The sequence below is a fragment of the Ferdinandcohnia sp. GQ5 genome (assembly GCF_059759275.1).
Map to the genome: position 1 here is coordinate 160,905 of NZ_JCAXEW010000012.1, position 22,638 is coordinate 183,542.

Genomic DNA, 22,638 nt, shown 5'->3' on the forward strand with positions numbered 1-22,638 from the left:
TATGGGACGCAGGGACAGGTCCCGCGTCCCACCATTATTTTCCTGGGACAGGGGACCTGTCCCTCTGACCCAAACTAAGATTTAGATCCATCTTTTTTCTTTTGCAACGGTGCAGGCTTCGGTGCGGTTTTTTACGCCAAGTTTATTAATGATTTCGGACATATAATTCCGGACAGTTCCAGCTGATAAAAATAATTGTGATGAAATTTCTTTTGATGTTTTTCCCTCTGAGGCTAATCGAAGTACGTCCTGTTCACGTTCAGTTAATGGATTGTCATCTTTGATGCTACCAAAAATTAGTTCAGGAGCAAATTCACGTTTTCCTTTCATAACGCTGCGAATGGATTCCGCAAGCTCATCAACGGATCCGTCTTTTAGCATATACCCGTGTACGCCAATTTTTACTGCTTGCTCAAAATAACCTGGACGGGCAAAAGTGGTTAATATCATGATTTTACATGTGGAAAAATGTTTTTTTGCTTCCTGGGCTACTTCGAGTCCGCTCATATAAGGCATTTCAATATCCATTAAACAAACATCGGGCTTTAGAGATAGAATCAGCTTCAATGCTTCTTTTCCATTGGATGCTTCCCCAACAATTTCAATATCATCCTCAAAATCTAGTAAAGATCCTAAAGCCCCTCTAAGCATGCCCTGATCCTCGGCAATCATTACTCTAATCAAGAACCAACACCAGCCTTTTTCTCCCTTGCAATTATTGGAACAGTAATCATTAATTTTGTTCCATTATGCGAAATAGCTTCTCCGAAACCGTCGATTAATTGTAAACGCTCCTTTATTCCTGTTAAACCATTACCGTCAGCAGCCTTTTCATCTAATCCTTTACCATTATCAGAGATGGAAAGTTCGATTTCGCCCGGTTTTTTCAATAAATGTACAGTACAGTTATTTGCTTCACTATGTTTGACGACGTTGGTAATACCTTCTTTCAGACACAAACTAAGGATATTTTGAGTAAGCAATGGAACATCTTCTAGTTTTGAATCTCCATCAAATTCAAAAGAAATCCCTGCAGCTTTTAAGATGTTCTCGGTTTCAATTAGTTCTTCTGCAATGGTGACTGCCCTCATATCAGATACTAATTCTCTTACTTGTGTCAAAGCAGTGCGAGAGGTTCTTTCAATCTCTTTTGTCTCAAGCTTAGCTTTTTCAATATCCTTACTTATCAATTTGTGAACGAGCTGACTTTTTAGAGTGATCATTGATAGAGTATGTCCTAACGTATCATGAAGGTCTCTTGCAATCCTTAACCGTTCTTCTCGTTTCACTAACTCTTCAATTTGTTCATTAGCTTCCTCGAGTTTTTTTTCGAGCTCCATACGGCTATTCATTGAGCGAATACCGAATGGTGAAACAATCATAATGATAATAAAAATTCCATAGAAGTACATCGACTCTAAAATCAACGAATCCCAATGAATCAGAAGTGGAATGATAATTGAAAGTGTAAAGAACCCTAATGCGCGAAAGAAGTAAACTTTTTTTTGATACCAGCCAATAAAATGAGCCGGAAAAAACCCTAAGAATAAATTATAAAGATTATAAGAGATTGCAAGGATCATAACCAAAATAATTTGAATAACTAACCAATATGCGTAGGTTTTTTTATCGGAAGTGTTATATAGTTGTCGATAGGTTACGAGAAACAATAGCAGCAGGCCAATCCCAGCAACTTGTTTCCAACCGTTCTCCAATGAAACATAGTAGGCAGGCATGACAAGATAAATTAAAAAGATATAGGGAAAGAATCCGTACCTAGCAGGAAAGATCCGAAACTTTTTTATGTTTTGCAGCATTCAGCTTACACCGCCACTTCTTGTTTTCTCCTTGTATAACCTGATATTACCATGAACAGAAGGAGATACCCAACCAAAAGTGTAAAATTAATCCATTCTGGTTGACCACCACGAACAATTTCCCAAGCACCACTGCCAAAGTGATAGGAAGGGAGCCATTTTCCGATTGATTGAACGAAATTAGGCATGATCTCCATCGGCATCCACATTCCACCACATAGAGCAAGAACCATATAAATCATATTCGAGACGCCAGAGGCTGTATCTACCCTTTTCATCGTTCCGACGAGTGTCCCTATAGCAAGAAAAGGCAACGAGCCAAATAGTAACCACATTCCGCACATTAACCACTCAAAAAGGGTGAGTGAGATACCGTTAATAATTGCGCCTGAAGTAAAGATAATAAGAATCGAAAAAATATGAATGACCGTTTGACCGACCATCTTTGCAGCGAAATAGGCTTGGTCAGATAATGGAGTAATTCTCATAAACATCGACCAGCCTTGTTTTCTTTCTTCAACGAGCCGGATGCCTAGTGTCATAATAGCGGATCCCATCACACTAAACGCAGCCATTGACATTAAATAATGAGCTTGCCATAACTGCTGATCGTCCATTCCTGAATTAAAAATTCTTGTAAAAACGACGTAAAAAACGATGGGCATGAACAATGACCAAAATACATAGTAGGGATTACGGAAAATTCTCAAAACCTCGAACTTACATTGCATCAAAAAACCGTTCATTTTAGATTACCTCCCTTTTTTCTACTAGCTGTTCAAACGCATCCTCGAGACGTCCGCGTTCAATTTCGATATTTTCAACGGAAAGTTTCTGAGAAAAAATAGAGGCTAGGACTCCATCTGTATGATCCGTTAATAAAAATATCCGACCATTCTTTTCATACAAATCTGTTACATGCGGAAGATTTATTAATTCCTCATAGTTAATTGCAGAAATTGGCGTAAAAGAAACAGACTGTTTTAATAACCTTGCCTTTATACTTTTGGGGGTTCCGTCCCCGATTATTTTTCCTTCATGAAAGAGAATGACTCTTTCGGCAATATCATCGGCCTCCTGTAAATAATGGGTTGTAAATAGAATCGTTTTACCACGTTCTTTCAAATCGATCACTGTATTCCAAAATAGTTTTCTTGAGGTTACATCCATTCCTACGGTGGGTTCATCAAAAAATAACACATCAGGGTTTCCTGCCATAGCAAGCGCAAAGCCAAGTCGTCGTTTTTGACCGCCTGAAAGTTTATTGGCACGTTTTTGTAACTCATCCTTTGTAAATCCAGTAAAAGCAACTAGTTCCTCATATGATAAAGGGTGTGGATAATAACTTCTAAAAAGCTGGATAACTTCCCGTACCTTTAGTGCATCAATCACACTTACCTCTTGCAGCAATGCTCCGATTTTCTCCCGTACGGCTTGTTTCTTTGGATGACTCCCAAATAATTGAACACTCCCATCACTTGGCTCCAATATCCCAAGCATCATCATTATGGTTGTTGTTTTCCCAGCCCCATTTGGCCCTAGAATAGCAACAACCTCACCCTTTTGAATTGAAAAGGAAACCTGATTAACAGCCATCTTGTTTTTAAACAACTTACTAACTTGGTTTACTCCAATAATAGATTCCATAAAAACACCTCCACCATCATTGTAAAACCGAAGGACCACCAAAATTAGTGGATAATGTCATCAACCTACATGACAATTGTCATCTGGGACACAGGGACAGGTTCCTTGTCCCGCCATTTTTTTCCTGGGACAGTGGACCTGTCCCCTTGACCCACCTCTGACTCACGGGAAAAAAGTATGTTTGATTTTCTTGAAATTCCGTAAACTAGGGAAAATACATATAGATTGTTTGGAGGAGGAGTACGAAAGTATGAAGACGCAAAAGTTGCAGTTGCCACTTCAAACCTCAAGTTTGGTTGTAGGTTTTATGGTGTGGGTGATTCTTTCTTCCTTAATGTCGAGCATTAAGCAGGATATACCTTTAACCGATAACCAGACTGCTATGGTTACGGCCGTTCCTGTCATCTTGGGTTCACTGATGCGAATACTATTAGGATATTGGACAAATAAATTTGGGGCCAGATGGTTGTTTTTCCTTGGATTTGTTATCCTGATCCTTCCTATTTTTTATATCAGTATTGCTGATTCCATGTTTGATTTGATTCTAGGAGGACTTCTTCTCGGTATTGGGGGAGCCCTGTTTTCGATTGGGGTTACTTCCTTACCGAAGTACTATCCGAAGGAACGTCATGGATTTGTCAACGGGATTTATGGTGCAGGTAATATTGGTACTGCAATCACTTCATTTGCAGCACCAGCGCTTGCAATTAGCATTGGGTGGCAAAGTACGGTTCGCTTGTTTTTAATACCTGTCATTTTATTTGCACTTTTAAACTTTTTGCTTGGTGACCGTAATGAACCTAAAGTAAATAAACCATTAAGTGAACAGATAAAAAACGTTTATAAAAATGAAAAGCTTTGGTTCATCAGCTTATTTTATTTTGTAACCTTTGGCTCTTTTGTTGCGTTTACAGTGTACTTGCCGAACTTTTTAGTCACTCATTTTGGATTAAGCTCGGTCGACGCAGGATTACGAACAGCTGGGTTTATTACACTCGCTACCCTTTTAAGACCAGTTGGGGGTTGGCTTGGGGATAAGTTTAATCCGTATCTCATTTTGTTTATTGTTTTTAATGTGATCACGTTCGCAGGCGTGCTCTTGGCGTTTACACCCGATATTGTTTTATACACAATAGGCTGTTTACTCATCTCTATATTTGCGGGAATTGGGAACGGAACAATCTTCAAGCTCGTCCCATATTATTTTTCGAAGCAAGCTGGGATTGTTAACGGAATTGTGTCCGCAATGGGGGGATTAGGTGGTTTCTTCCCACCAATTGTTCTCTCAATTGTGTTTGGTATGACGGGACACTATGCGATCGGGTTTATGTCGCTCGCGATGTTTGCACTATTAAGCTCTGTATTCGTTGTGTGGATGTTCTATACGGAAAGAATTCAACTTGAGGCAAAGCTTATCGAGAATGTTGCTCAAGGAATGATGGTTACGAATCCGAAAGGCATTATTCAAAAAGTTAACCATGCATTCACAACGGTTACCGGATTCGAACCGAACGAAGCAATCGGAAAATCCCCAAGTATTCTCCGTTCAGGAAAGCATGATGCTGCGTTTTATGAACAAATGTGGGATTCAATTCGCTCGAAGGGATTCTGGCAGGGAGAGATTTGGAATCGACGAAAAAACAAAGAGCTTTATCGAGAATGGCTAACCATTAGTGAAGTGAAAAATGAAGCCGGCGAGGTTAAATATTATGTTGGTCTCTTTAACGACTTGACTGAAAAACAGGAGACATGATAAAGGGCTGGGGTTCAAACCTCGGCTCTTTTTATGATGGTGGAACCACTTTATAACGCAAATATTAATAATAAAACGCAATTACAAAAAATAACACGCAAATCCACGAAATAAAGCGCAATTATCCAAAATAAAACGCATATCTACGATTTACGAAATTAACCCCAATTCGAAAACACCCCTTTTTCAACTCCAACTAACTCGCAACCCAAATTTATGACATTTTTCGCAAAATGTAAGCTCGTAAGTTTAACGGGAATTAAGATGGAAAGGATTATGAAGGAAGAAAAAATAATCTTTTGTAAATGATGAAAGGATGATAGTCATGTCAACAGGACCAAGTTTACGAAAAACAGATTCTCATTCCGCGATACACGAGGCGGCACTTCATGAGGCGAAGGAGCTTAGAAATCTATTTAGAAAGTGTGTTGAACAAGGAGATAAGGAAAAAGCATTACAAGTGGCGGAGATTGCAATTGACCATTGGGAATCAAGAACACTCAAGCATGCGGATTCCGAAGAAGAAGGATTGTACAAAGAAATAATTGAACAAAACCCGAAACTTGAAAAACTAGTGAATCAATTAACCCGTGACCATGATTTAATGCGCCGCATAGTTGCAACGATGAAGAAAAGCCTTGAGACACAAGAAGCGGATTACCGGATGATTCCACTACTAGATAGCCTAATTATCATCGATGAAATCCATAATGATGATGAAATGAATAAACTGCTAGCATCTAACGAATAATAAAATGAAAAATTAGGAAATAGAGGAAAGGGGATGTAAATGGGTAAAAAAGATGTAATTGAGGAAAAGATGCTGCGTTTTGCGGCTCCCAACTTATATAAGAAAATGGTTGAAACATTTTTAGCATATAACATTCATTCTTATGACATCTACGCCACAGTTGTGAAGCAGGAAAAAGGGTTTGAGCTCACTTTGCGATTCTCTGAATCATTTTCACAAGCTGTCACAGGCTTCGTAAGTTTTGAACAGGCAGAGAATCCGGATGAAGAGGTTATGAGCTTTTTTAAGGAAACTGCAGAGAAATGCAAGAATCAGTTGATTTCCGACTATTACAAGATGATTAAACTATAGAGCTATTAGTATAAAAATTTCTACTGACTCTAATACTTTCAAGGAACAAAGAGTGATAGGTTCTATTAAAAAAAGGAAGGGGTTGATTGATTGTTTTCAATGGAGAATGACGTATTGTTAATTGATGATCGGGAAGATTTGATTGCTGTTCTAAGAATGAGATTTGGTGACATCCCTGGAAAAATAATTGAAGAAATCTATCAAATCCAGGATATTAGTACACTTCAGCGACTTATTCTCGCCGCAGCAAATGCATCAAGCTGGAAAGTCTTCCTCGAAGAATTCCAAGCGGGAACGCAAAGCTTCAGGTTAGTGGGTGAAGATTTTAACCCATTGGCAAATATTCTAAAGGGAAGGGATGGAGACTTTGGCAAAACAGAATAGTCTCTTCCACTCGCTAAAGCATTTAGTGCGTGGAGAGCGTATTAACGATGGTTGGACAGAAGAAAATCCACGCCCGCGTGACTGGGAATCAATTTATCGCAATCGCTGGGCCCATGATAAGATTGTCCGTTCCACACATGGGGTGAACTGTACAGGTTCATGTAGCTGGAAGATCCATGTGAAGGATGGAATCATTGCCTATGAAACTCAGCAAACAGACTATCCATCTACTGGTGATGATTTCCCAGATTACGAGCCCCGCGGATGCCCACGTGGTGCGAGCTTTTCATGGTATACATACAGCCCTACTCGGGTGAAATATCCATATATACGTGGTGACCTTCTCGCTCTTTGGAAGGATGAGCTTAATAAAGCGGACAACCCTGTACAAGCTTGGGAAAATATCGTCACCAATCCTGAAAAACGTCAATCATACGTATCCGCCCGCGGTAGAGGTGGTTTCGTAAGAGGAAATTGGAAAGATATATGCCAAATGATTGCAGCATCGACCATTTATACGATAAAAAAATATGGTCCCGACCGCGTAGTAGGTTTCAGCCCGATTCCAGCGATGTCGATGGTGAGTTATTCAGGTGGAACAAGATTCTTATCGCTAATCGGTGGAACCATTCTTAGTTTCTATGATTGGTATGCAGATTTGCCGCCAGCATCTCCACAGGTTTGGGGCGATCAAACTGACGTGCCAGAAAGCGGTGACTGGTACAATACAAAATATTTCATTATCTGGGGTACGAATATTCCGCAAACAAGAACCCCTGACGCACACTTTATGGTGGAAGCACGCTATAACGGAACGAAAGTAGTTGGAGTAAGTCCAGACTATGCGGAGTATGATAAATTCGCTGATATCTGGTTGCCTGCCAAAGCAGGGACAGATGGAGCACTTGCAATGGCTATGACTCATGTCATTTTAAAAGAATTTTATGTCGATAAAGAAACACCTTATTTCCGTGATTATGCGAAGCAATACACAGATTTACCGTTTCTGATTACCCTTACTAAAAAAGGAGAGAACTACCGTTCAGACCGGTTCCTGCGTGCCTCTGATTTTTCCACTGAACACGAGCTTGGTGAATGGAAGACAGTCGTTTGGGACGAGAACTCTAATCAAATCGCCGTGCCAAATGGAAGTCAAGGATTCAGATGGGATAGTAGCTCGAAATGGAATCTTGATATGACAACAGAAGACGGCACAAGCATCAATCCAAAGCTTAGCTTTATTAAGATTTGCGACGAAGTAGCGATGGTAGAGTTCCCTTATTTTGCAGAAAAAGAGGGCGGAAAAATTGAGCGCGGTGTTCCAATCAAACGTATGAAGGACCAATCCGGTAATGAGTTGATTGTAACAACTGTGTATGACTTGATGCTCGCACATACTGGTATAAACCGCGGGTTAAAGGGAGACTATCCGACTGACTATAATGATGCTGCAAGACCCTATACACCTGCATGGCAAGAAAGTATTACAGGTGTGAAAAAGGAACACGTCATCCAAGTTGCGCGTGAATTTGCTGAAAATGCGGCATTAACACAAGGTAAGTCGATGATTGCAATGGGCGGTGGTACAAATCACTGGTTTCATAGTGATCAAATCTATCGCTCTATATTAAATCTAGTTTTACTTACAGGCTCACAAGGTGTGAATGGTGGAGGCTGGGCTCACTATGTTGGACAGGAAAAGGTGCGTCCGTTAGAGGGCTTCTCTCAAATTGCATTTGCCAATGACTGGGTAAAAGCGCCGCGTTTTATGAACGGAACATCTTTTTTCTATTTTGCAACGGAGCAGTTCCGCTATGAATATGACTTTGATGAAAGAGAAACGGACTGGGGTAGCCAGTATTCAAATATGCATCCGGCTGATTTTAATGCGCTGTCTGCACGCCTAGGGTGGTTACCAAGCTTCCCATCCTTGTCACAAAACACGCTTGATGTCATGAAGGATGCTCGTGCAAAACATAGTGATGACAAAGCTGTAACGGAGTATATTGCGAAACAGTTGGTCGATGGAAACCTAGAGTTTGCCATGGAAAATCCGAACGATCCCCGAAATTTTCCAAGAGTCTTCTTTAATTGGCGCTCCAATTTATTAGGGGACAGCGGAAAAGGCCATGAGTATTTTGTAAAGCACTTGATTGGTTCAAAGGATACGGTGTTATCGGATCCTGAACAGTCGTGGCAACCTAAGGATGTTAAGCTTTCGGAAAAACCGCCGGAAGGAAAAACAGATCTTTTCGTTAGTATGGACTTTCGGATGACAAGTTCAGGATTGTTCTCTGACATCATCCTGCCTGCTGCAACATGGTATGAAAAGCAGGATATCAGTACCACGGATTTACATCCATTTGTACATCCATTTAACGCCGCGATTAGTCCACCTTGGGATACAAGAAGTGACTGGGATGCCTTCCGCGAAATAGCAAAGGCTTTTTCCGAACTTGCAAAAGAACATCTGCCGGCCCAAGAGGATCTCGTCATTTCACCACTCGCTCATGACACAATCAATGAAATTGCTCAGCCATTTGGAAAAGTGAAAGATTGGCGCAAGGGTGAAGTAGAAGGAATTCCGGGAAAAACAATGCCGAACTTTAATTATGTGCAGCGTGATTATCCAAATGTGTATGACATGTGGATAACAGTCGGACCGAATATTAAAAATGGTTATGGAACGAAAGGTGTAAAAATTCCTGGGGATAAAGTGTACCAATCCTTATTAAATCGCCTAGGACCGTCCAAACATGAAGGAGTTGGAAAAGGCTACCCGTCCTTGTACACAGATGTACAAGCAATTAATGCAATTCTTCTCATGTCAGGAGCAACGAATGGGAAGCGTGCTGTTGAAGGCTGGAAATCAATGGAGCAAAAGACTGGGAAAAAGCTTGAACATATTGCTAAAGAGCGTGAGGAAGAGGACTTTACGTTAGATGCCCTAACGATTCAGCCTAGACAAACCCTTTCAACACCGGTTTGGAGTGGACTTGAAAGTGATGGTCGTCGTTACTCACCTTTTACCGTAAACAAAGAGTACCACATTCCCTGGCACACACTTACTGGCCGACAAAGCTTTTATTTAGACCATGAAGTAATGCTCGACTACGGTGAAGGACTTCCGTTATATATTCCTCCAATTAACAAAGGTCCTTTTATAAAAGGGGAAAAAGAGGTTGAGAATACCGGAAAGTCGATAACGCTTCGCTATATGACACCTCACCAAAAATGGGGTATCCACACGATGTTCACAGATACCCGAAACATGATCCAGCTATTTAGAGGCTGGCAGGTTGTCTGGTTGAATGAAGAGGATGCTGCTGAAATTGGCATTAAAGATAATGACTGGATTGAATTATACAACCGTAACGGTGCTGTCGTGGCAAGGGCGGTGTTAACGTACAGAATGCCTCGCGGTGCTGTCTATATGCACCATGCCCAAGATCGTGTTATGGGTGTACCTGGTAATACAATCAATAAAAATCGTGGTGGAACACATAACAGCGTGACAAGAATTTATCCAAAGGCAACACATATGATTGGTGGTTATTCACAGCTCAGCTATGGATTCAATTATTATGGACCAACTGGTAGCCAAAGAGATACGTTGACAATTGTTCGCCCATTAAAGGAGGTCGACTGGCTTGAGAATTAAAGCACAAGTGGCAATGGTCATGCACTTAGATAAGTGTATTGGCTGTCATACTTGTTCTGTCACATGTAAAAATGTATGGACGAATCGACCGGGTATGGAGTACGTCTGGTTTAACAACGTTGAAACACGTCCAGGACCAGGGTACCCGAAAGAATGGGAAAATACGGATCGCTATAAAGGTGGTTGGACATTACGAAATGGAAAACTACACCTACGAGCCGGTGGTCCAATTTCCAAACTTGCAAACATTTTTTACAATCCAAATATGGCAGAGCTTGATGATTTTTATGAGCCATGGACATACGATTTTGAACATCTGCATAATGCAAAAAAAGGGGAAAACATCCCTGTAGCACGACCAAAATCAATGATCACCGGAAAATACATTGATAAGCCGGAATGGGGGCCGAACTGGGATGATGACCTTGCCGGAGGTAGTGAGGTCGTCCCGATGGATCCTAACGTGCAAAAGCTTCAAGAACATATTGCTATGGAATACGAAAAAACATTCATGATGTATTTGCCGCGGATTTGTGAGCACTGTTTGAATCCATCCTGTGTTGCGTCCTGTCCGTCAGGTGCGCTGTATAAAAGGGATGAAGATGGAATTGTTCTTGTTGACCAAGATGCTTGCCGAGGCTGGCGTTTTTGTATGAATGGTTGCCCTTATCATAAGGTGTACTATAACTGGAACACACATAAAGCGGAGAAGTGTAATTTCTGTTACCCACGAACAGAAGCTGGTCTTCCAACAATTTGTTCAGAAACATGTGTTGGTCGTATCCGTTATATTGGGGTTGTTTTATATGATGCTGACCGTGTAAAGGAAGCTGCATCCGTTGAGGACCCGAAAGACTTATATGAATCACAGCTCTCTGTCTTTTTAGACCCATTTGATCCAGAAGTAATTGAAAAAGCAAAAGAGCAAGGTATTAATGCAAGCTGGATCAAGAGTGCACAGGAGTCACCGGTTTATAAAATGGCAATGAAGTGGAAAATTGCGTTACCGTTGCATCCTGAATATCGTACAATGCCGATGGTGTGGTATGTTCCGCCACTTAGTCCAATCATGAACCACATCACAAATGAGAATGGCTTAAGTGCAGATGGATATATTCCAGCAGTTGATGATATGAGAATTCCGATGGAGTATTTAGCGTCGATTTTATCAGCTGACGATACGAATGTCATTCGCCGAGTGTTACTTAAAATGGCAGCCATGCGTGTTCATATGCGTGCCAAAACAGTTGGGGGAATTGATGAAGTGAAGAAATCGAAGCTCTTAAAAGAAGCAAATACAACTGTTGAGGAGCTTGAAGAAATGCAACGCCTATTGGGTGTAGCAAAATACAATGAACGCTTCGTTATTCCGACAGGTCGTCGTGAAATGGATGAAGACCTCCATTACAAACAAGGCGCATGTAGTATTGAGGATTTAGCACCACCTGAAGGAATGGTGACTTATCCATTTGAAAGAAGTGGAAATCAATGACCAATGAAGCAAAAGCAATATTAATGATCATGTCACGAATTCTCGAATATCCGGACAAAACCCTTCACGAAGGGTTTCCGGAAATTGAGGAATATGTGAAAGCAGAAGTTGGCTCAGTAAAAATGAGAAATGAAATCTTAGCAAGGATTGCACCACTTTTTAAGATGCCATTATTAGAATTACAGGAGCTCTATGTAGAAACCTTCGATTATAAGGATAAAACAGGTCTTTATTTAACAGCCCATGAATTAGGTGATAGTAGAAAACGTGGAGCAGCATTAATTAAGCTCCAAAAGTTAATTGTCGAAGGTGGGTTTGAATATCACGGGCAGGAGATTGTGGATTATATTCCAATGTTATTTGAGCTATTAGCTCATGCTCCAGATGGCGAGAATTTTGAACGATTATATCGCCGCTTAGCTTTTGCGGTTGATCGAATCCACAAAAACCTATTCGATTCAAATCCATACCACCGGATTGTGGACTTGTTAATGATGTTTGTCTTTGAAGCACCAGAAGCAGAAGAGATCACATTGCTGGAAAATCAGCGTGAGGAAGCAGATTTAGAAGAGCTTCCATATCCAATGCTTTATCAATAAAGTGAAACTTCATTCAGTGGGGGTTTATTTCATCCCTCACTGAATGTTAGTTGAACCAATCGGGCTTTTACTGGCAGTTGACCACCCCCTTTCACTTCTTGCACTTTAATTACGTCATAAAGGTAGGAGTCTTACTGCCAGTTAAAGCGGGGAAAATGTTCATAACTTGTGGATGATGTGGATAAGTATGATGCTTTTCTGTGGATAACGTGGATATTGTGGAAAAATAAAAATGTGAAACGCTCATCACTATCCACAAAAGGATCCACAGGTTGTGGAAAACAAATGTTCTTATGTGGATAAGTATATACCACAATTTGTTGAAAGGGGGTCATTAGATGGAATTACACTTCTGGTGGACGGCCTATCCTTATATATGCATTGCGATCCTTGTAGTTGGGACATTTTATCGCTTCGTGTTTCGAGGGAAAAGCTGGACAGCGCCATCAACGGAAATTTTTGAGAAAAAGTGGTTACGTTATGCTTCCGTTATATTCCACTACGGGATTATCTTTGCCTTTATCGGTCATGTGATGGGGATGTTGATTCCCCTGGAATTCTACAACGCGATTGGAGTGGATGACCACACGTACCACCTATTTGCAATAGTAGGCGGTGGGTTTGCAGGACTGATGGTTGTCCTCGGATTGCTCTTATTTTTAATTCGAAAGTTTGTCATTGAACGAGTCCAAGTTCATACTTCAGCGGGTAGTTATTTCACAATCATTCTATTGTTACTAATAGCCGGTTTGGGTACATATATGACAATCGTCTACAATACAACAGTAGCAGCTTATGAATACCGAATTTCAATCGGGCCATGGTTTCGAAGTTTATTCACATTAAATCCACAGCCTGAATTAATGCTTGGAGTTCCGACATTATTTAAAGTGCACGTAATTTTGTCTTTTCTATTATTTGCATCTATTCCATTTACAAAGCTTGTGCATATGTTTAGCTTCCCGTTGCGTTATCCAACAAGAGCACCGCAGCAATATCGCGCACGTAATGGATTTTCGAAAAATACACGTCAGAATTAAGGGGGAGGGCTATCCTCCTCTTTTTTTTTTGGAATCCATACATGGAGACAAATCAGGAGTTTTATTAATAAACAGAGTCGGAAAGAGTTGGTGATTGAGACACACTCTTTAATTATTGAGCAGTATGAGTCAGAAAGCGGTCTTGAATCTGACAGAGAATTTATTGTTTGGTTGGGGGGTGTCGGAAAGAGCTGGCGATTGAGACACACTTTTTAATTATTGAGCAGTATGAGTCAGAAATTGGCCTTGAATCTGACAGAGGATCTATTGTTTGGTTGAGTGGTGTCGCAAAGAGCTGGTGATTGAGACACACTCTTTAATTATTGAGCAGTATGAGTCAGAAAGTGGTCTTGATTCTGACAGAGAATCTATTGTTTAGTTGGAGGGTGTCGGAAAGAGCTGGTGATTGAGACACACTCTTTAATTATTGAGCAGTATGAGTCAGAAAGTGGCCTTGATTCTGACAGAGAATCTATTGTTTCGTTGGAGGGTGTCGGAAAGAGCTGGTGATTGAGACACACTCTTTAATTATTGAGCAGTATGAGTCAGAAAGTGGCCTTGAATCTGACAGAGATTCAAATAATTAGTTGAACCGAGTCACAATTACTGCTGATTATTACACAATCAAAAATTTTATTAGTAGCTTGAGTCAGAATTAGACTTTGACAAAGTCTTTTATTTTTTTAAAAGATTACCCTGAATTCGGAATAAATAAGTTAAAGATAATTACATCGAATACTTTCATATATAGTTGGAAAATAAATGAGATAGATAGCTATGAAAACAGCGGGCATTCATCATATTACTGCGTTTGTTGGACTTCTCCAAGAGAATGTTGACTTTTATGCCGGTGTTTTAGGCCTTCGCCTTGTAAAACTCCGAGGCCAATCGCATTTGTGACGTCAATATCAAATGAAGGTATGCTAAATGGTACACCTTTCAGTTATTTTAATATAGTATCTTCAAATCCGCCCTTTATTTCAATATCGGTCCAAAGAAAAATGGGGTAATGAAAGACACAGCTAGAAACATTATAGAAGGAAAAGAATTTGTCGTTCATATTGTGGATGAAAGCAATGTCGAACAAATCAATAAGACGGCAGCAAGTCTTCCTCCAAATGAAAGTGAAATTGAACTTGCTGGACTGACTCCAGTAGAAAGTAAGAATATAAAAGTACTGGGAATCTGGGAATCTAAAATTCGCTTTGAATGTATTTTAGAGCACTCCATTGAATTAGGTGGTCAAGAGGAAAACTCCGGTTGTGATTTGCTAATCGGAAAAGTGGTCTAGTTTCATGTCAATAAGGAACTGTATAGTAATGGAAGGATCAATCAAGAAAAATTAGGGGCGGTAAGCCGATTGGCAGGAAATTATTACGCGAAAATAGGAGAGGTTTTTGAAATTGAGAGACCAAAGTAGTCATGATTGGTCTCTCTTTTTCTTTTTCCTTTGATATTGACTTTGGCTTTGGTTCTGATTTTGACTTTGGTTTTTGTTTTGAATTTGATTATAGTTCATGTTTTGACGTTGATTATGGTTCATGTTTTGTCTTTGATTTTGGTTCATGTTTTGGCTTTGACTAAGATTTATGTTTTGACTTTGACTATAGTTCATATTTAGGCTTTGATTTAAGTTAAAGTTTTGACTTTGGTCCTGGTTCTGGTTTTGGTTATTTTTTATGATTTCTTCAAGCTGTTTCACTTTTTCCTGAAGACTATCAATATCTTCCTGCATCTTTTGCTTATCTTGATCTGACTGGTAATCGTCTACTTGAGATTTAAAGTCATCAGAAACATCGGCATTTAGCTGAATGATTGCACCAATAGTTGCTAAAGCGTCACCGGTAGCAGATAAAACACCGCCAATTATTCCTAAGATGGTTCCACTATTGTTAGGTGGTTTATATTCAAAAGTTCCCGGAGTAGAGTTCCCGCTTTTTACACTTTTTTTGGGGTCAGTTGCAGCGGTGATAACAATAGCCCTTTTATCCTTTTCCATGAACTCCCCCCATAACTATTTCAGATATTATAGGGTCACAATTAGCCCATTTCTAATATATTCACCCAGACTTATAAAGGTGTAGAATTAGTTTTTAATAATCAAACTCTATCCTGTTTTTGTTTTAGGTACAATCTTACGAGGAGTAAAATTGATATCCTCTGATGAATAGACGGTTACGATAAGAGTTCCTCCATGTACCTTTGCACGAATTAATATTGGTTGATTGTATGTATTCTTAAAAAGAAAGTCAGGCCCATACCAACTCACCGTTGCATCGCGCCCAGGTGGTACATAGCCAACACGTTTTGTGTGAGAATAGCGTTTTACAATTTCAACACCTGCACGATCAACAGCATTGAAGAGTGTGGAGGAAGTCTGGCATATTCCACCCCCGATTCCTTCAATTAGTTCTCCCCGAATGATTTCAGGTGCAGGCTGATACCCTCTAGCAGCAGTTCGTTTTCCAACCACTTTATTAAAAGAGAAGGTTTCATTTTGAAAAAGAACATAGCTATCGATGGCTGCTGCTGATAGAGCGATATTTGTGGAGCGCTCCTTATTGGAAGAGTTAAAGTGCGTTACATACTGCCCAATCTGTTTTACTCGAATCGTTGATAATAGCTCGCTATCTACACGGGGATAAATACGCTGTATCGGTACTTCAAGGTATTCTCCTTTTCCGAAGAACGAAGAGTAAAATAATCTTGAAAATTTGTCTTTATCTAATTTTATACCCACATGTTCTTTGATAATTTCATTTGACTTGCCAATTTTTGCATCCTTTGGCTCCTCATATACCTGTTCTTCTAAATAGGTAAGAAAGTCTGTGAATTTTTTTATGTTTAAGGTGTGTATGCCGAGCAGTGGTGTAGAGTATTCAGAACGATTAATAGTTGCGATTGGTTCTCCTTTATAGGTTATGTAAAGATTATCCTGAGGATGGAACTGCTGTACAGAAAGGAAAAACAACATTGCTAACAATATTTTCAGTGTCCCCACCACCTTTTCGAAACTCTTTTTTTATAGTATGGATGGTTACTTCGAATTCCATTAAAAATAGGAGAAGTTTTTTCGTTTTAAAATTTGTAACAAATTGTTCAAATTCAAAAAAAAGCCTGTGATTTGCGTCACAACAAGGTTTAAGGCATTTATGTTAAGATAATTATTTTTTACAAATACTTCCTTCCCTTTTCTGTAACAACTTTTTGATATCTCGCATGTTATCATCATTTACACAGTGATAAGCTTTATAAAATAATTTCGCGAAATAAAATTTAGCTTCATTTTTTTCAAGATATTACGAAAAAAACAAGTAGCTAAAAAATTTTTGACAACTTTGTGAAGTTGTACACATATTCGTCACAAGCCACATAGTTGTGAATGAAGAGCATCCATTCGGAAAGGAGTACAATAATGAAAATCAAATGGTTTTTCTTATCGATGGTTATTACTATTGCCACAGTGCTTGCAGGTTGTGAACCCGTAATGGTTCTTGATCCTAAAGGCCCACAAGCCGAGAGGCAAGCCCATGATATCTTACTCTCAATTGGAATCATGGCATTCGTAATTATTGTCGTTTTTGTATTGTTAGTTTATATGCTTGTAAAATATCGAGCTTCTAAAATGCCAGAGGATTACGAGCCACCACATATTGAAGGGAATCCGTGGGTTGAAGCGATTTGTATTGGTATTCCAATCTTAATTGTGGGTTATCTATCAGTTGTTTCGGTTCAAAGTAACTACATTGTCGAGTCAGCTCCTCAAGGCTATGAAGAGCAAGAGCCATTGGTTATTTATGCATCATCCTCCGATTGGAAATGGCACTTTAGCTACCCTGAAGAGGATATTGAAACAGTCAATTATCTATACATCCCAACTGATCGTCCACTTGAATTCAGACTTTATTCATATGGTCCAATCACAAGTTTTTGGATTCCACAACTTGGTGGGCAAAAGTATGCCATGGCCGACATGATCACAACTCTGCATCTTGCAGCCGATGAGCAGGGTGAATTAATGGGACGAAATGCAAACTTTAGTGGTAAAGGATTTGCGGAAAATAGGTTTAGTGTAAATGCCGTATCTCCAAAGGATTTTGAAGAATGGGTAGATGAGGTTAAAGAAACTGCACAACCTCTCACTGAAGAAAAGTTTGAAGAGATACTAGAACCAGGTCATCTCGGACAAATGACGTTCACCGGAACTCATTTAGGGTTCGCACCACCGCCAGAGCATAACCATGGATCAGATGATACTGAAAAAGGTCATGAGGACCATGAGGATGAGCATTCAGAGCACGAAGGTCATACAGAACATAACAATCATTAATAACAGAAATAATTTGAACGCCGAATTTATACTTCAGATAGGAGTTTAAAAAGGAGGATGAAGAGGACCACGTCGACAAAAACGCCACGGCCTCATGTCTTGTCGGCACTAGCACGTCCTGTGCGTCGAAATTTCAAGTGTCCTATTCACCGGACTTTTTAAACATCATCTTCATTTGAAAGGAGTAACAACGGATGGAATTCTTCGAACGTTTTGCCATACCACATCCAAGTCCCGCCATCTATGCAGCGATGGTTGCAATTGGACTTACGGTAATTGGAATTATCGCCGGATTAACCTATTTTAAAAAATGGGGTTACCTATGGCGTGAATGGTTAACAACCGTTGACCACAAACGAATTGGTATTATGTATTTAATCTCCGCATTAATCATGCTGTTCCGCGGTGGGGTAGACGCGGTTATGATGCGTGCACAGCTAGCTTCACCTGAGGCGAAGTTATTAGATGCGCAGCACTATAATGAAATTTTTACAACACATGGTGTAGTCATGATCATGTTCATGGCGATGCCGTTTATCATTGGATTCATGAACTATGTTGTTCCACTTCAGATTGGTGCGCGCGACGTAGCATTTCCACGCTTAAATGCGATCAGCTTCTGGCTCTTTTTTATGGGGGCAATGCTATTTAATATCTCCTTTGTAATTGGGGGATCACCTGATGCAGGTTGGACATCATACTTCCCACTTGCTGGTAACGAGTTCAGTAAATCAGTTGGAACAAACTATTATATGCTCTCGTTACAAATTTCGGGTCTTGGTACATTGATGACTGGTATCAATATGATTACCACCATTCTAAAAATGAGAGCACCTGGTATGACATTAATGAGAATGCCAATGTTCACATGGTCTACATTAATAGCTAACTTAATTATCGTAACGGTTTTCCCTGTATTAACAGTTGCATTAGCAATGGGTACAATGGACCGTCTATTTGGAACACATTTCTTTGCAAGTACAAACGGTGGAATGGATATGCTTTGGGCAAACCTATTCTGGGTATGGGGACACCCTGAAGTGTATATTTTAATCCTACCTGCGTTTGGTATTTACAGTGAGATCATTTCAACCTTCTCAGGAAGAAACCTATATGGTTACAAATCAATGGTTGGTTCAATGGTCATTATCTCAGTTCTTTCATGTCTAGTTTGGGCGCACCATTTCTTTACAATGGGGCAAGGGGCAGCATCAAACAGCTTCTTCTCAATCACAACAATGGCGATTGCGGTTCCAACTGGTGTGAAAATCTTTAACTGGCTGTTTACCTTATGGCGAGGTAAAATCCGTATGACAGTACCGATGCTTTACTCAATAGGGTTTATTCCACTTTTCACAATCGGTGGGGTAACTGGGGTAATGCTCGCGATGTCAGCAGCTGACTATCAGTATCACAATACAATGTTCCTAGTGGCACATTTCCATAACACAATTATTCCTGGTGTAGTATTCGCAATGCTTGCTGCACTCACATACTATTGGCCAAAAATGTTTGGCTTTATGTTAAATGAACGAATCGGAAAATGGGCATTCTGGTCTTTATCAATTGGATTTGTTTTAGCGTTCTTCCCAATGTATATTACTGGATTAGACGGTCAAGCTCGTCGTATGTACACATACTCTGAGTCAACTGGATTTGGTCCATTGAACATGCTGTCATTCATTGGTGCTGGAATCATGGCGATTGCCTTCATTTTAATTGTGTATAACATTTATTACAGTATCCGTTATTCACCAAGAGATATTGGAAGCGACCCATGGGATGCACGTACTTTAGAGTGGGCAACACACACACCTGTTCCTGAGTATAACTTCGCATTTACACCAAGTGTGAACTCCAGTGAGCCATTCTGGGATGATAAGAAGAAGAAGCACAAGCTCTTCCCAGGTAAAATTGAAAAGATTCACATGCCGAACAATAGTGGTGTTCCATTTATCATGAGTAGTATCTTCTTTGTATGGGGCTTCTCGTTCGTATTTGCGATGTGGCCATTGTTGATTATTTCAACAATTGGTATCTTTATTTGTATGGCATACCGTTCATTTGAACAGGATCATGGACGATATATTACTGTTGAAGAAGTAAAGGAAACAGAAGAAAAATTAGGAGGTGCTAAGTTATGAAACTAGATCACTCGCAACCTCTTGAATATAGTACGCACGAAAACGAGTTAAATATTTTTGGTTTCTGGATTTTCCTTGGTGCCGAAATTATGCTTTTCGCAACCTTGTTTACATCTTATTTTACATTAGAGAACCGCGTCGGCAGTGGTCCATCAGGTGCAGAGATTTTTGAAATCTCACCTGTGCTAATTGAAACATTTCTACTATTAACAAGTAGTTTTACAATTGGTCTTGCAGTTCATGCGATGCGCCTTGGCAGACAAAAGGCAATGATTGGATTCTTCGTAGTAACATTGCTTTTAGGTTTAACCTTCCTAGGTGTTGAAATCTATGAGTTTGTTCACTATGTCCATGTCGGAGCTGGACTACAAACAAGTGCATTTACAGCGATGTTATTAACAACATTAGGAACACATGGACTTCATGTTACATTTGGTTTATTTTGGGGAACGATGATTATCCTCCAGATAAGAAAAAGAGGCTTAACTGCACAAACTGCTGGTAAATCGTTTATCTTTTCATTGTATTGGCACTTCCTAGATGTAGTCTGGATCTTCATCTTCAGCTTCATCTATTTGAAAGGAATGATGTAATATGAGAGAACTATTTCCAGCAAAACAAGTCATGGGCTTCGTATTTTCATTAGTTCTTACGCTTATTGCTCTTTCGGTGTACTTCTTAGATTTATCCTTTACGGCAGGACTAACAATTCTGATTGTAACGGCATTTGTGCAAGCATTGCTGCAACTAATTGTATTCATGCATGCTGGTGAATCAAAGGATAAATGGGCAATCTACGGAAATGTATACTTCATGATTTTTATAGCGTTAATTACAATACTTGGTACATTATTCCTGCTTATTTGGGATATGTAGTGAAAGTAAGAGTGTCTTTATAGGCACTCTTTTTTTATGGAGAATAGTAAGGTTAAGGGTTTAATATAGATTATGAGAGGAGGGGAGACCGTTGTATGCTTCGTTTCGATTGAGGTTCAAAGCTTTCATGATTGATTATATATTAATTTTGTCATATTTAGGTCTCCTGTTTATTGCGTCAGTATTTTTGTTTCCGAGTTTGCAAGAATTATTCAAGGGCTCATTAGTAGTCGCGCAGTTCTCAGGATTTATAATGGTGACTTTGCCAGTTTCTCTTTATTTCATAATTAGCGATTCAAAAATTGTCGGACAGTCATTTGGAAAACGTAAATCAGGAATAAAAGTGGTCAAGAAAAGTGGCGATGCCGTGCCTTTGCTGCAAATGGCTTTTCGGACAATCTTAAAGTTTTTACCTTGGGAGTTTTCACATTTTCTTGTATATCGTTTAATTGATATGGGCGATGGGGAGTTTCCTTTCACTTACACAGTGATTGGTGGGCTCATCTACGCGCTTATGTTTTCTTATATTTTGACATGTATTTTTACAAAAAGGAAACAATCTATATATGATCTACTAGCGAAGACGTATGTGATAAAGGTGCAGTAAAACTGCATCTTTTTTTGCAAAATAAAAAGCTTAGCCGAATGAGTGGCTAAGCCTATACATAATTAATTGATTTATTTATTTAATCTTGTTTGCGCCTTGTGCCTTAAGTAACATTTCTTCAGACGCGATCAAAAATAACCCCATCAAAAAGACAAAAATAGCTCCCATGACCGTTCCGATTCCGATTGGTGTTAACACACTGGAACCGCTTCCGAAGAATCCAAGACAAAAAATAATGATACCGGCAATAAGCACTGTTCCCCCAAAATACTTAACAGCCTCAAGCATAGTAGATTTCATTTTTCCTCATCCTCCTACTATATATTATTAATCTTGTTCACAAAATTGTCAAATATAATTCACTAAATGTTCAAAAGTTATATTTTGGGCGAGGAGGACCGGAGAAACATTAAATGAAGTTGGCTTGAGTTCAGACATGATAATGGTATTCGTAGCTGTCATGTCCGAAGTTAGTTTGGCTTCAGACATAATCATGCTTTTTTGGAGCTGTCCTGTCTGAAGTTTGCACATCTTAAGACACGCACTTGCTATTTCGTAGCTGTCTTGTCCGGAGTTAGTTCGAGTTCAGACACAATCCTGCTATATTGTAGCTGTCCAGTCTGAAGTTAGCTGGAGTTCAGACACAATCCTGATATTCTGGAGCTGTCGTGTCCGAAGTTAGCTCAGCTTCAGACACAATCCTGCTATTTTGGAGCTGTCCAGTCTGAAGTTAGTTTGACTTCAGACACACTCAAGCAATTTCGTGGCTGTCGTGTCCGAAGTTAGCTCAGCTTCAGACACAATCCTGCTATTTTGGAGAAGTCGTGTCCGAAGTTAGTTCAACTTCAGACACAATCAAGCTATTTTGGAGCAGTCCAGTCCGAAGTTAGCTCAACTTCAGACACACTCAAGCTGTTTTGGAGCTGTCGTGTCCGAAGTTAGTTTGAGTTCAGACACACTCAAGCAATTTCGAGGCAGTTCTGTCCGAAGTTAGCGCAGCTTCAGACACAATCATGCAATTTCGTGGGTGTCCAGTCCGAAGTTAGCTTGACTTCAGACACAATCATGCAATTTCGTGGGTGTCCAGTCCGAAGTTAGCTCAGCTTCAGACACGATAATGCTATTTTGTAGCTGTCTTGTTCGAAGTTAGCTCATCTTCAGACACAATCAATCTATTTTGTAGCTC

Annotated in this window: 20 protein-coding genes and 2 pseudogenes; 15 read left to right on the forward strand and 7 right to left on the reverse strand. The window is 39.8% G+C overall.

Features of this window, described 5'->3' with window-relative positions; genetic code table 11:
* Nucleotides 1-81: 81 nt before the first annotated feature.
* The 4 genes from AC6CHV_RS16010 to AC6CHV_RS16025 are packed head-to-tail and all read right to left on the reverse strand — an operon-like array spanning nucleotide 82 to nucleotide 3,464.
* Nucleotides 82-684, reverse strand: a complete 603-nt coding sequence (locus AC6CHV_RS16010; protein ID WP_341329907.1) for a response regulator transcription factor — start codon at nucleotides 682-684, stop codon at nucleotides 82-84.
* On the reverse strand, nucleotides 681-1,817 hold the full coding sequence (locus tag AC6CHV_RS16015) for a sensor histidine kinase (protein ID WP_341329908.1): 1,137 nt from the start codon (nucleotides 1,815-1,817) through the stop codon (nucleotides 681-683). Before AC6CHV_RS16015 ends, AC6CHV_RS16010 begins: the two co-directional genes overlap by 4 nt.
* A gap of 5 nt (nucleotides 1,818-1,822) precedes the next feature.
* A complete protein-coding gene (locus AC6CHV_RS16020) occupies nucleotides 1,823-2,563 on the reverse strand; it encodes an ABC transporter permease (protein WP_341329909.1) in 741 nt (246 codons plus the stop codon).
* Between the two features lies 1 nt (nucleotide 2,564).
* Nucleotides 2,565-3,464 (reverse strand): ABC transporter ATP-binding protein, encoded by a 900-nt coding sequence (locus tag AC6CHV_RS16025; protein ID WP_341329910.1) that lies wholly within the window; start codon nucleotides 3,462-3,464, stop codon nucleotides 2,565-2,567.
* Nucleotides 3,465-3,714: 250 nt separating this feature from the next.
* On the opposite strand from AC6CHV_RS16025, the gene AC6CHV_RS16030 reads away from it, so the two are divergent.
* From AC6CHV_RS16030 to AC6CHV_RS16075, 10 genes and pseudogenes are all read left to right on the forward strand, one after another.
* Complete coding sequence (locus AC6CHV_RS16030; RefSeq protein ID WP_341329911.1) at nucleotides 3,715-5,217, forward strand: nitrate/nitrite transporter; 1,503 nt, start codon at nucleotides 3,715-3,717, stop codon at nucleotides 5,215-5,217.
* Nucleotides 5,218-5,542: 325 nt separating this feature from the next.
* On the forward strand, nucleotides 5,543-5,968 hold the full coding sequence (locus AC6CHV_RS16035) for a hemerythrin domain-containing protein (protein ID WP_121446769.1): 426 nt from the start codon (nucleotides 5,543-5,545) through the stop codon (nucleotides 5,966-5,968).
* Between the two features lie 39 nt (nucleotides 5,969-6,007).
* The gene (locus AC6CHV_RS16040; RefSeq protein ID WP_440273319.1) at nucleotides 6,008-6,319 is read left to right on the forward strand and encodes a hypothetical protein; all 312 of its coding nucleotides are present in this window, start codon (nucleotides 6,008-6,010) and stop codon (nucleotides 6,317-6,319) included.
* A 99-nt stretch (nucleotides 6,320-6,418) separates the two neighbouring features.
* A complete protein-coding gene (locus AC6CHV_RS16045; RefSeq protein WP_121446871.1) occupies nucleotides 6,419-6,703 on the forward strand; it encodes a hypothetical protein in 285 nt (94 codons plus the stop codon).
* Nucleotides 6,687-10,364, forward strand: a complete 3,678-nt coding sequence (locus AC6CHV_RS16050) for a nitrate reductase subunit alpha (RefSeq protein WP_498079197.1) — start codon at nucleotides 6,687-6,689, stop codon at nucleotides 10,362-10,364. Before AC6CHV_RS16045 ends, AC6CHV_RS16050 begins: the two co-directional genes overlap by 17 nt.
* Nucleotides 10,354-11,856, forward strand: coding sequence for a nitrate reductase subunit beta (narH, locus tag AC6CHV_RS16055; RefSeq protein WP_121446766.1), 1,503 nt, complete (start codon nucleotides 10,354-10,356; stop codon nucleotides 11,854-11,856). Before AC6CHV_RS16050 ends, narH begins: the two co-directional genes overlap by 11 nt.
* Nucleotides 11,853-12,455, forward strand: a complete 603-nt coding sequence (narJ, locus tag AC6CHV_RS16060; RefSeq protein WP_498079198.1) for a nitrate reductase molybdenum cofactor assembly chaperone — start codon at nucleotides 11,853-11,855, stop codon at nucleotides 12,453-12,455. The genes narH and narJ overlap by 4 nt, the downstream gene beginning before the upstream one ends.
* Nucleotides 12,456-12,793: 338 nt before the next feature.
* Complete coding sequence (gene narI / locus AC6CHV_RS16065; RefSeq protein WP_341329915.1) at nucleotides 12,794-13,495, forward strand: respiratory nitrate reductase subunit gamma; 702 nt, start codon at nucleotides 12,794-12,796, stop codon at nucleotides 13,493-13,495.
* A gap of 777 nt (nucleotides 13,496-14,272) precedes the next feature.
* Nucleotides 14,273-14,371: pseudogene (locus AC6CHV_RS16070) on the forward strand (VOC family protein); the annotation flags it as partial.
* Nucleotides 14,372-14,373: 2 nt separating this feature from the next.
* Nucleotides 14,374-14,915, forward strand: a pseudogene (locus AC6CHV_RS16075) (flavin reductase family protein); the annotation flags it as partial.
* Here AC6CHV_RS16075 and AC6CHV_RS16080 read toward each other — a convergent pair.
* Nucleotides 14,916-15,494: a hypothetical protein gene (locus AC6CHV_RS16080; protein WP_498079199.1), complete on the reverse strand. Its 579-nt coding sequence runs from the start codon at nucleotides 15,492-15,494 to the stop codon at nucleotides 14,916-14,918.
* Nucleotides 15,495-15,602: 108 nt separating this feature from the next.
* Nucleotides 15,603-16,469, reverse strand: a complete 867-nt coding sequence (locus AC6CHV_RS16085) for a VanW family protein (RefSeq protein WP_498079202.1) — start codon at nucleotides 16,467-16,469, stop codon at nucleotides 15,603-15,605.
* A 441-nt stretch (nucleotides 16,470-16,910) separates the two neighbouring features.
* Here AC6CHV_RS16085 and qoxA point away from each other — a divergent pair, with 441 nt between their 5' ends.
* The 5 genes from qoxA (at nucleotide 16,911) to AC6CHV_RS16110 (ending at nucleotide 21,452) form a co-directional block, all read left to right on the forward strand.
* Nucleotides 16,911-17,825 carry a cytochrome aa3 quinol oxidase subunit II gene (gene qoxA / locus AC6CHV_RS16090; protein ID WP_440273315.1) on the forward strand — a complete coding sequence of 305 codons (915 nt, stop codon included), beginning with the start codon at nucleotides 16,911-16,913 and terminating at the stop codon, nucleotides 17,823-17,825.
* Nucleotides 17,826-18,019: 194 nt separating this feature from the next.
* Nucleotides 18,020-19,969, forward strand: a complete 1,950-nt coding sequence (qoxB, locus tag AC6CHV_RS16095; protein ID WP_341329919.1) for a cytochrome aa3 quinol oxidase subunit I — start codon at nucleotides 18,020-18,022, stop codon at nucleotides 19,967-19,969.
* Nucleotides 19,966-20,562: a cytochrome aa3 quinol oxidase subunit III gene (gene qoxC / locus AC6CHV_RS16100; RefSeq protein WP_121446757.1), complete on the forward strand. Its 597-nt coding sequence runs from the start codon at nucleotides 19,966-19,968 to the stop codon at nucleotides 20,560-20,562. The genes qoxB and qoxC overlap by 4 nt, the downstream gene beginning before the upstream one ends.
* Nucleotide 20,563: 1 nt before the next feature.
* Nucleotides 20,564-20,845, forward strand: a complete 282-nt coding sequence (gene qoxD, locus AC6CHV_RS16105) for a cytochrome aa3 quinol oxidase subunit IV (protein WP_341329921.1) — start codon at nucleotides 20,564-20,566, stop codon at nucleotides 20,843-20,845.
* Nucleotides 20,846-20,936: 91 nt separating this feature from the next.
* Nucleotides 20,937-21,452 (forward strand): RDD family protein, encoded by a 516-nt coding sequence (locus AC6CHV_RS16110; protein WP_498079200.1) that lies wholly within the window; start codon nucleotides 20,937-20,939, stop codon nucleotides 21,450-21,452.
* A gap of 75 nt (nucleotides 21,453-21,527) precedes the next feature.
* On the opposite strand, the gene AC6CHV_RS16115 is transcribed toward AC6CHV_RS16110, so the two are convergent.
* A complete protein-coding gene (locus AC6CHV_RS16115; protein ID WP_121446754.1) occupies nucleotides 21,528-21,752 on the reverse strand; it encodes a hypothetical protein in 225 nt (74 codons plus the stop codon).
* Between the last annotated feature and the right edge of the window lie 886 nt (nucleotides 21,753-22,638).

Excerpts from the sequence above, each read along its gene's own strand:
- qoxD (WP_341329921.1), top strand. The coding sequence starts at position 20,564 with ATGAGAGAACTATTTCCAGCAAAACAAGTCATGGGCTTCGTATTTTCA.
- AC6CHV_RS16080 (WP_498079199.1), bottom strand. The coding sequence starts at position 15,494 with ATGGAAAAGGATAAAAGGGCTATTGTTATCACCGCTGCAACTGACCCC.
- AC6CHV_RS16040 (WP_440273319.1), top strand. The coding sequence starts at position 6,008 with ATGGGTAAAAAAGATGTAATTGAGGAAAAGATGCTGCGTTTTGCGGCT.
- AC6CHV_RS16115 (WP_121446754.1), bottom strand. The coding sequence starts at position 21,752 with ATGAAATCTACTATGCTTGAGGCTGTTAAGTATTTTGGGGGAACAGTG.
- qoxB (WP_341329919.1), top strand. The coding sequence starts at position 18,020 with ATGGAATTCTTCGAACGTTTTGCCATACCACATCCAAGTCCCGCCATC.
- AC6CHV_RS16020 (WP_341329909.1), bottom strand. The coding sequence starts at position 2,563 with ATGAACGGTTTTTTGATGCAATGTAAGTTCGAGGTTTTGAGAATTTTC.
- AC6CHV_RS16045 (WP_121446871.1), top strand. The coding sequence starts at position 6,419 with ATGGAGAATGACGTATTGTTAATTGATGATCGGGAAGATTTGATTGCT.
- AC6CHV_RS16030 (WP_341329911.1), top strand. The coding sequence starts at position 3,715 with ATGAAGACGCAAAAGTTGCAGTTGCCACTTCAAACCTCAAGTTTGGTT.
- AC6CHV_RS16015 (WP_341329908.1), bottom strand. The coding sequence starts at position 1,817 with ATGCTGCAAAACATAAAAAAGTTTCGGATCTTTCCTGCTAGGTACGGA.
- qoxA (WP_440273315.1), top strand. The coding sequence starts at position 16,911 with ATGAAAATCAAATGGTTTTTCTTATCGATGGTTATTACTATTGCCACA.
- narJ (WP_498079198.1), top strand. The coding sequence starts at position 11,853 with ATGACCAATGAAGCAAAAGCAATATTAATGATCATGTCACGAATTCTC.
- AC6CHV_RS16035 (WP_121446769.1), top strand. The coding sequence starts at position 5,543 with ATGTCAACAGGACCAAGTTTACGAAAAACAGATTCTCATTCCGCGATA.
- qoxC (WP_121446757.1), top strand. The coding sequence starts at position 19,966 with ATGAAACTAGATCACTCGCAACCTCTTGAATATAGTACGCACGAAAAC.
- AC6CHV_RS16025 (WP_341329910.1), bottom strand. The coding sequence starts at position 3,464 with ATGGAATCTATTATTGGAGTAAACCAAGTTAGTAAGTTGTTTAAAAAC.
- narI (WP_341329915.1), top strand. The coding sequence starts at position 12,794 with ATGGAATTACACTTCTGGTGGACGGCCTATCCTTATATATGCATTGCG.
- AC6CHV_RS16085 (WP_498079202.1), bottom strand. The coding sequence starts at position 16,469 with ATGTTGTTTTTCCTTTCTGTACAGCAGTTCCATCCTCAGGATAATCTT.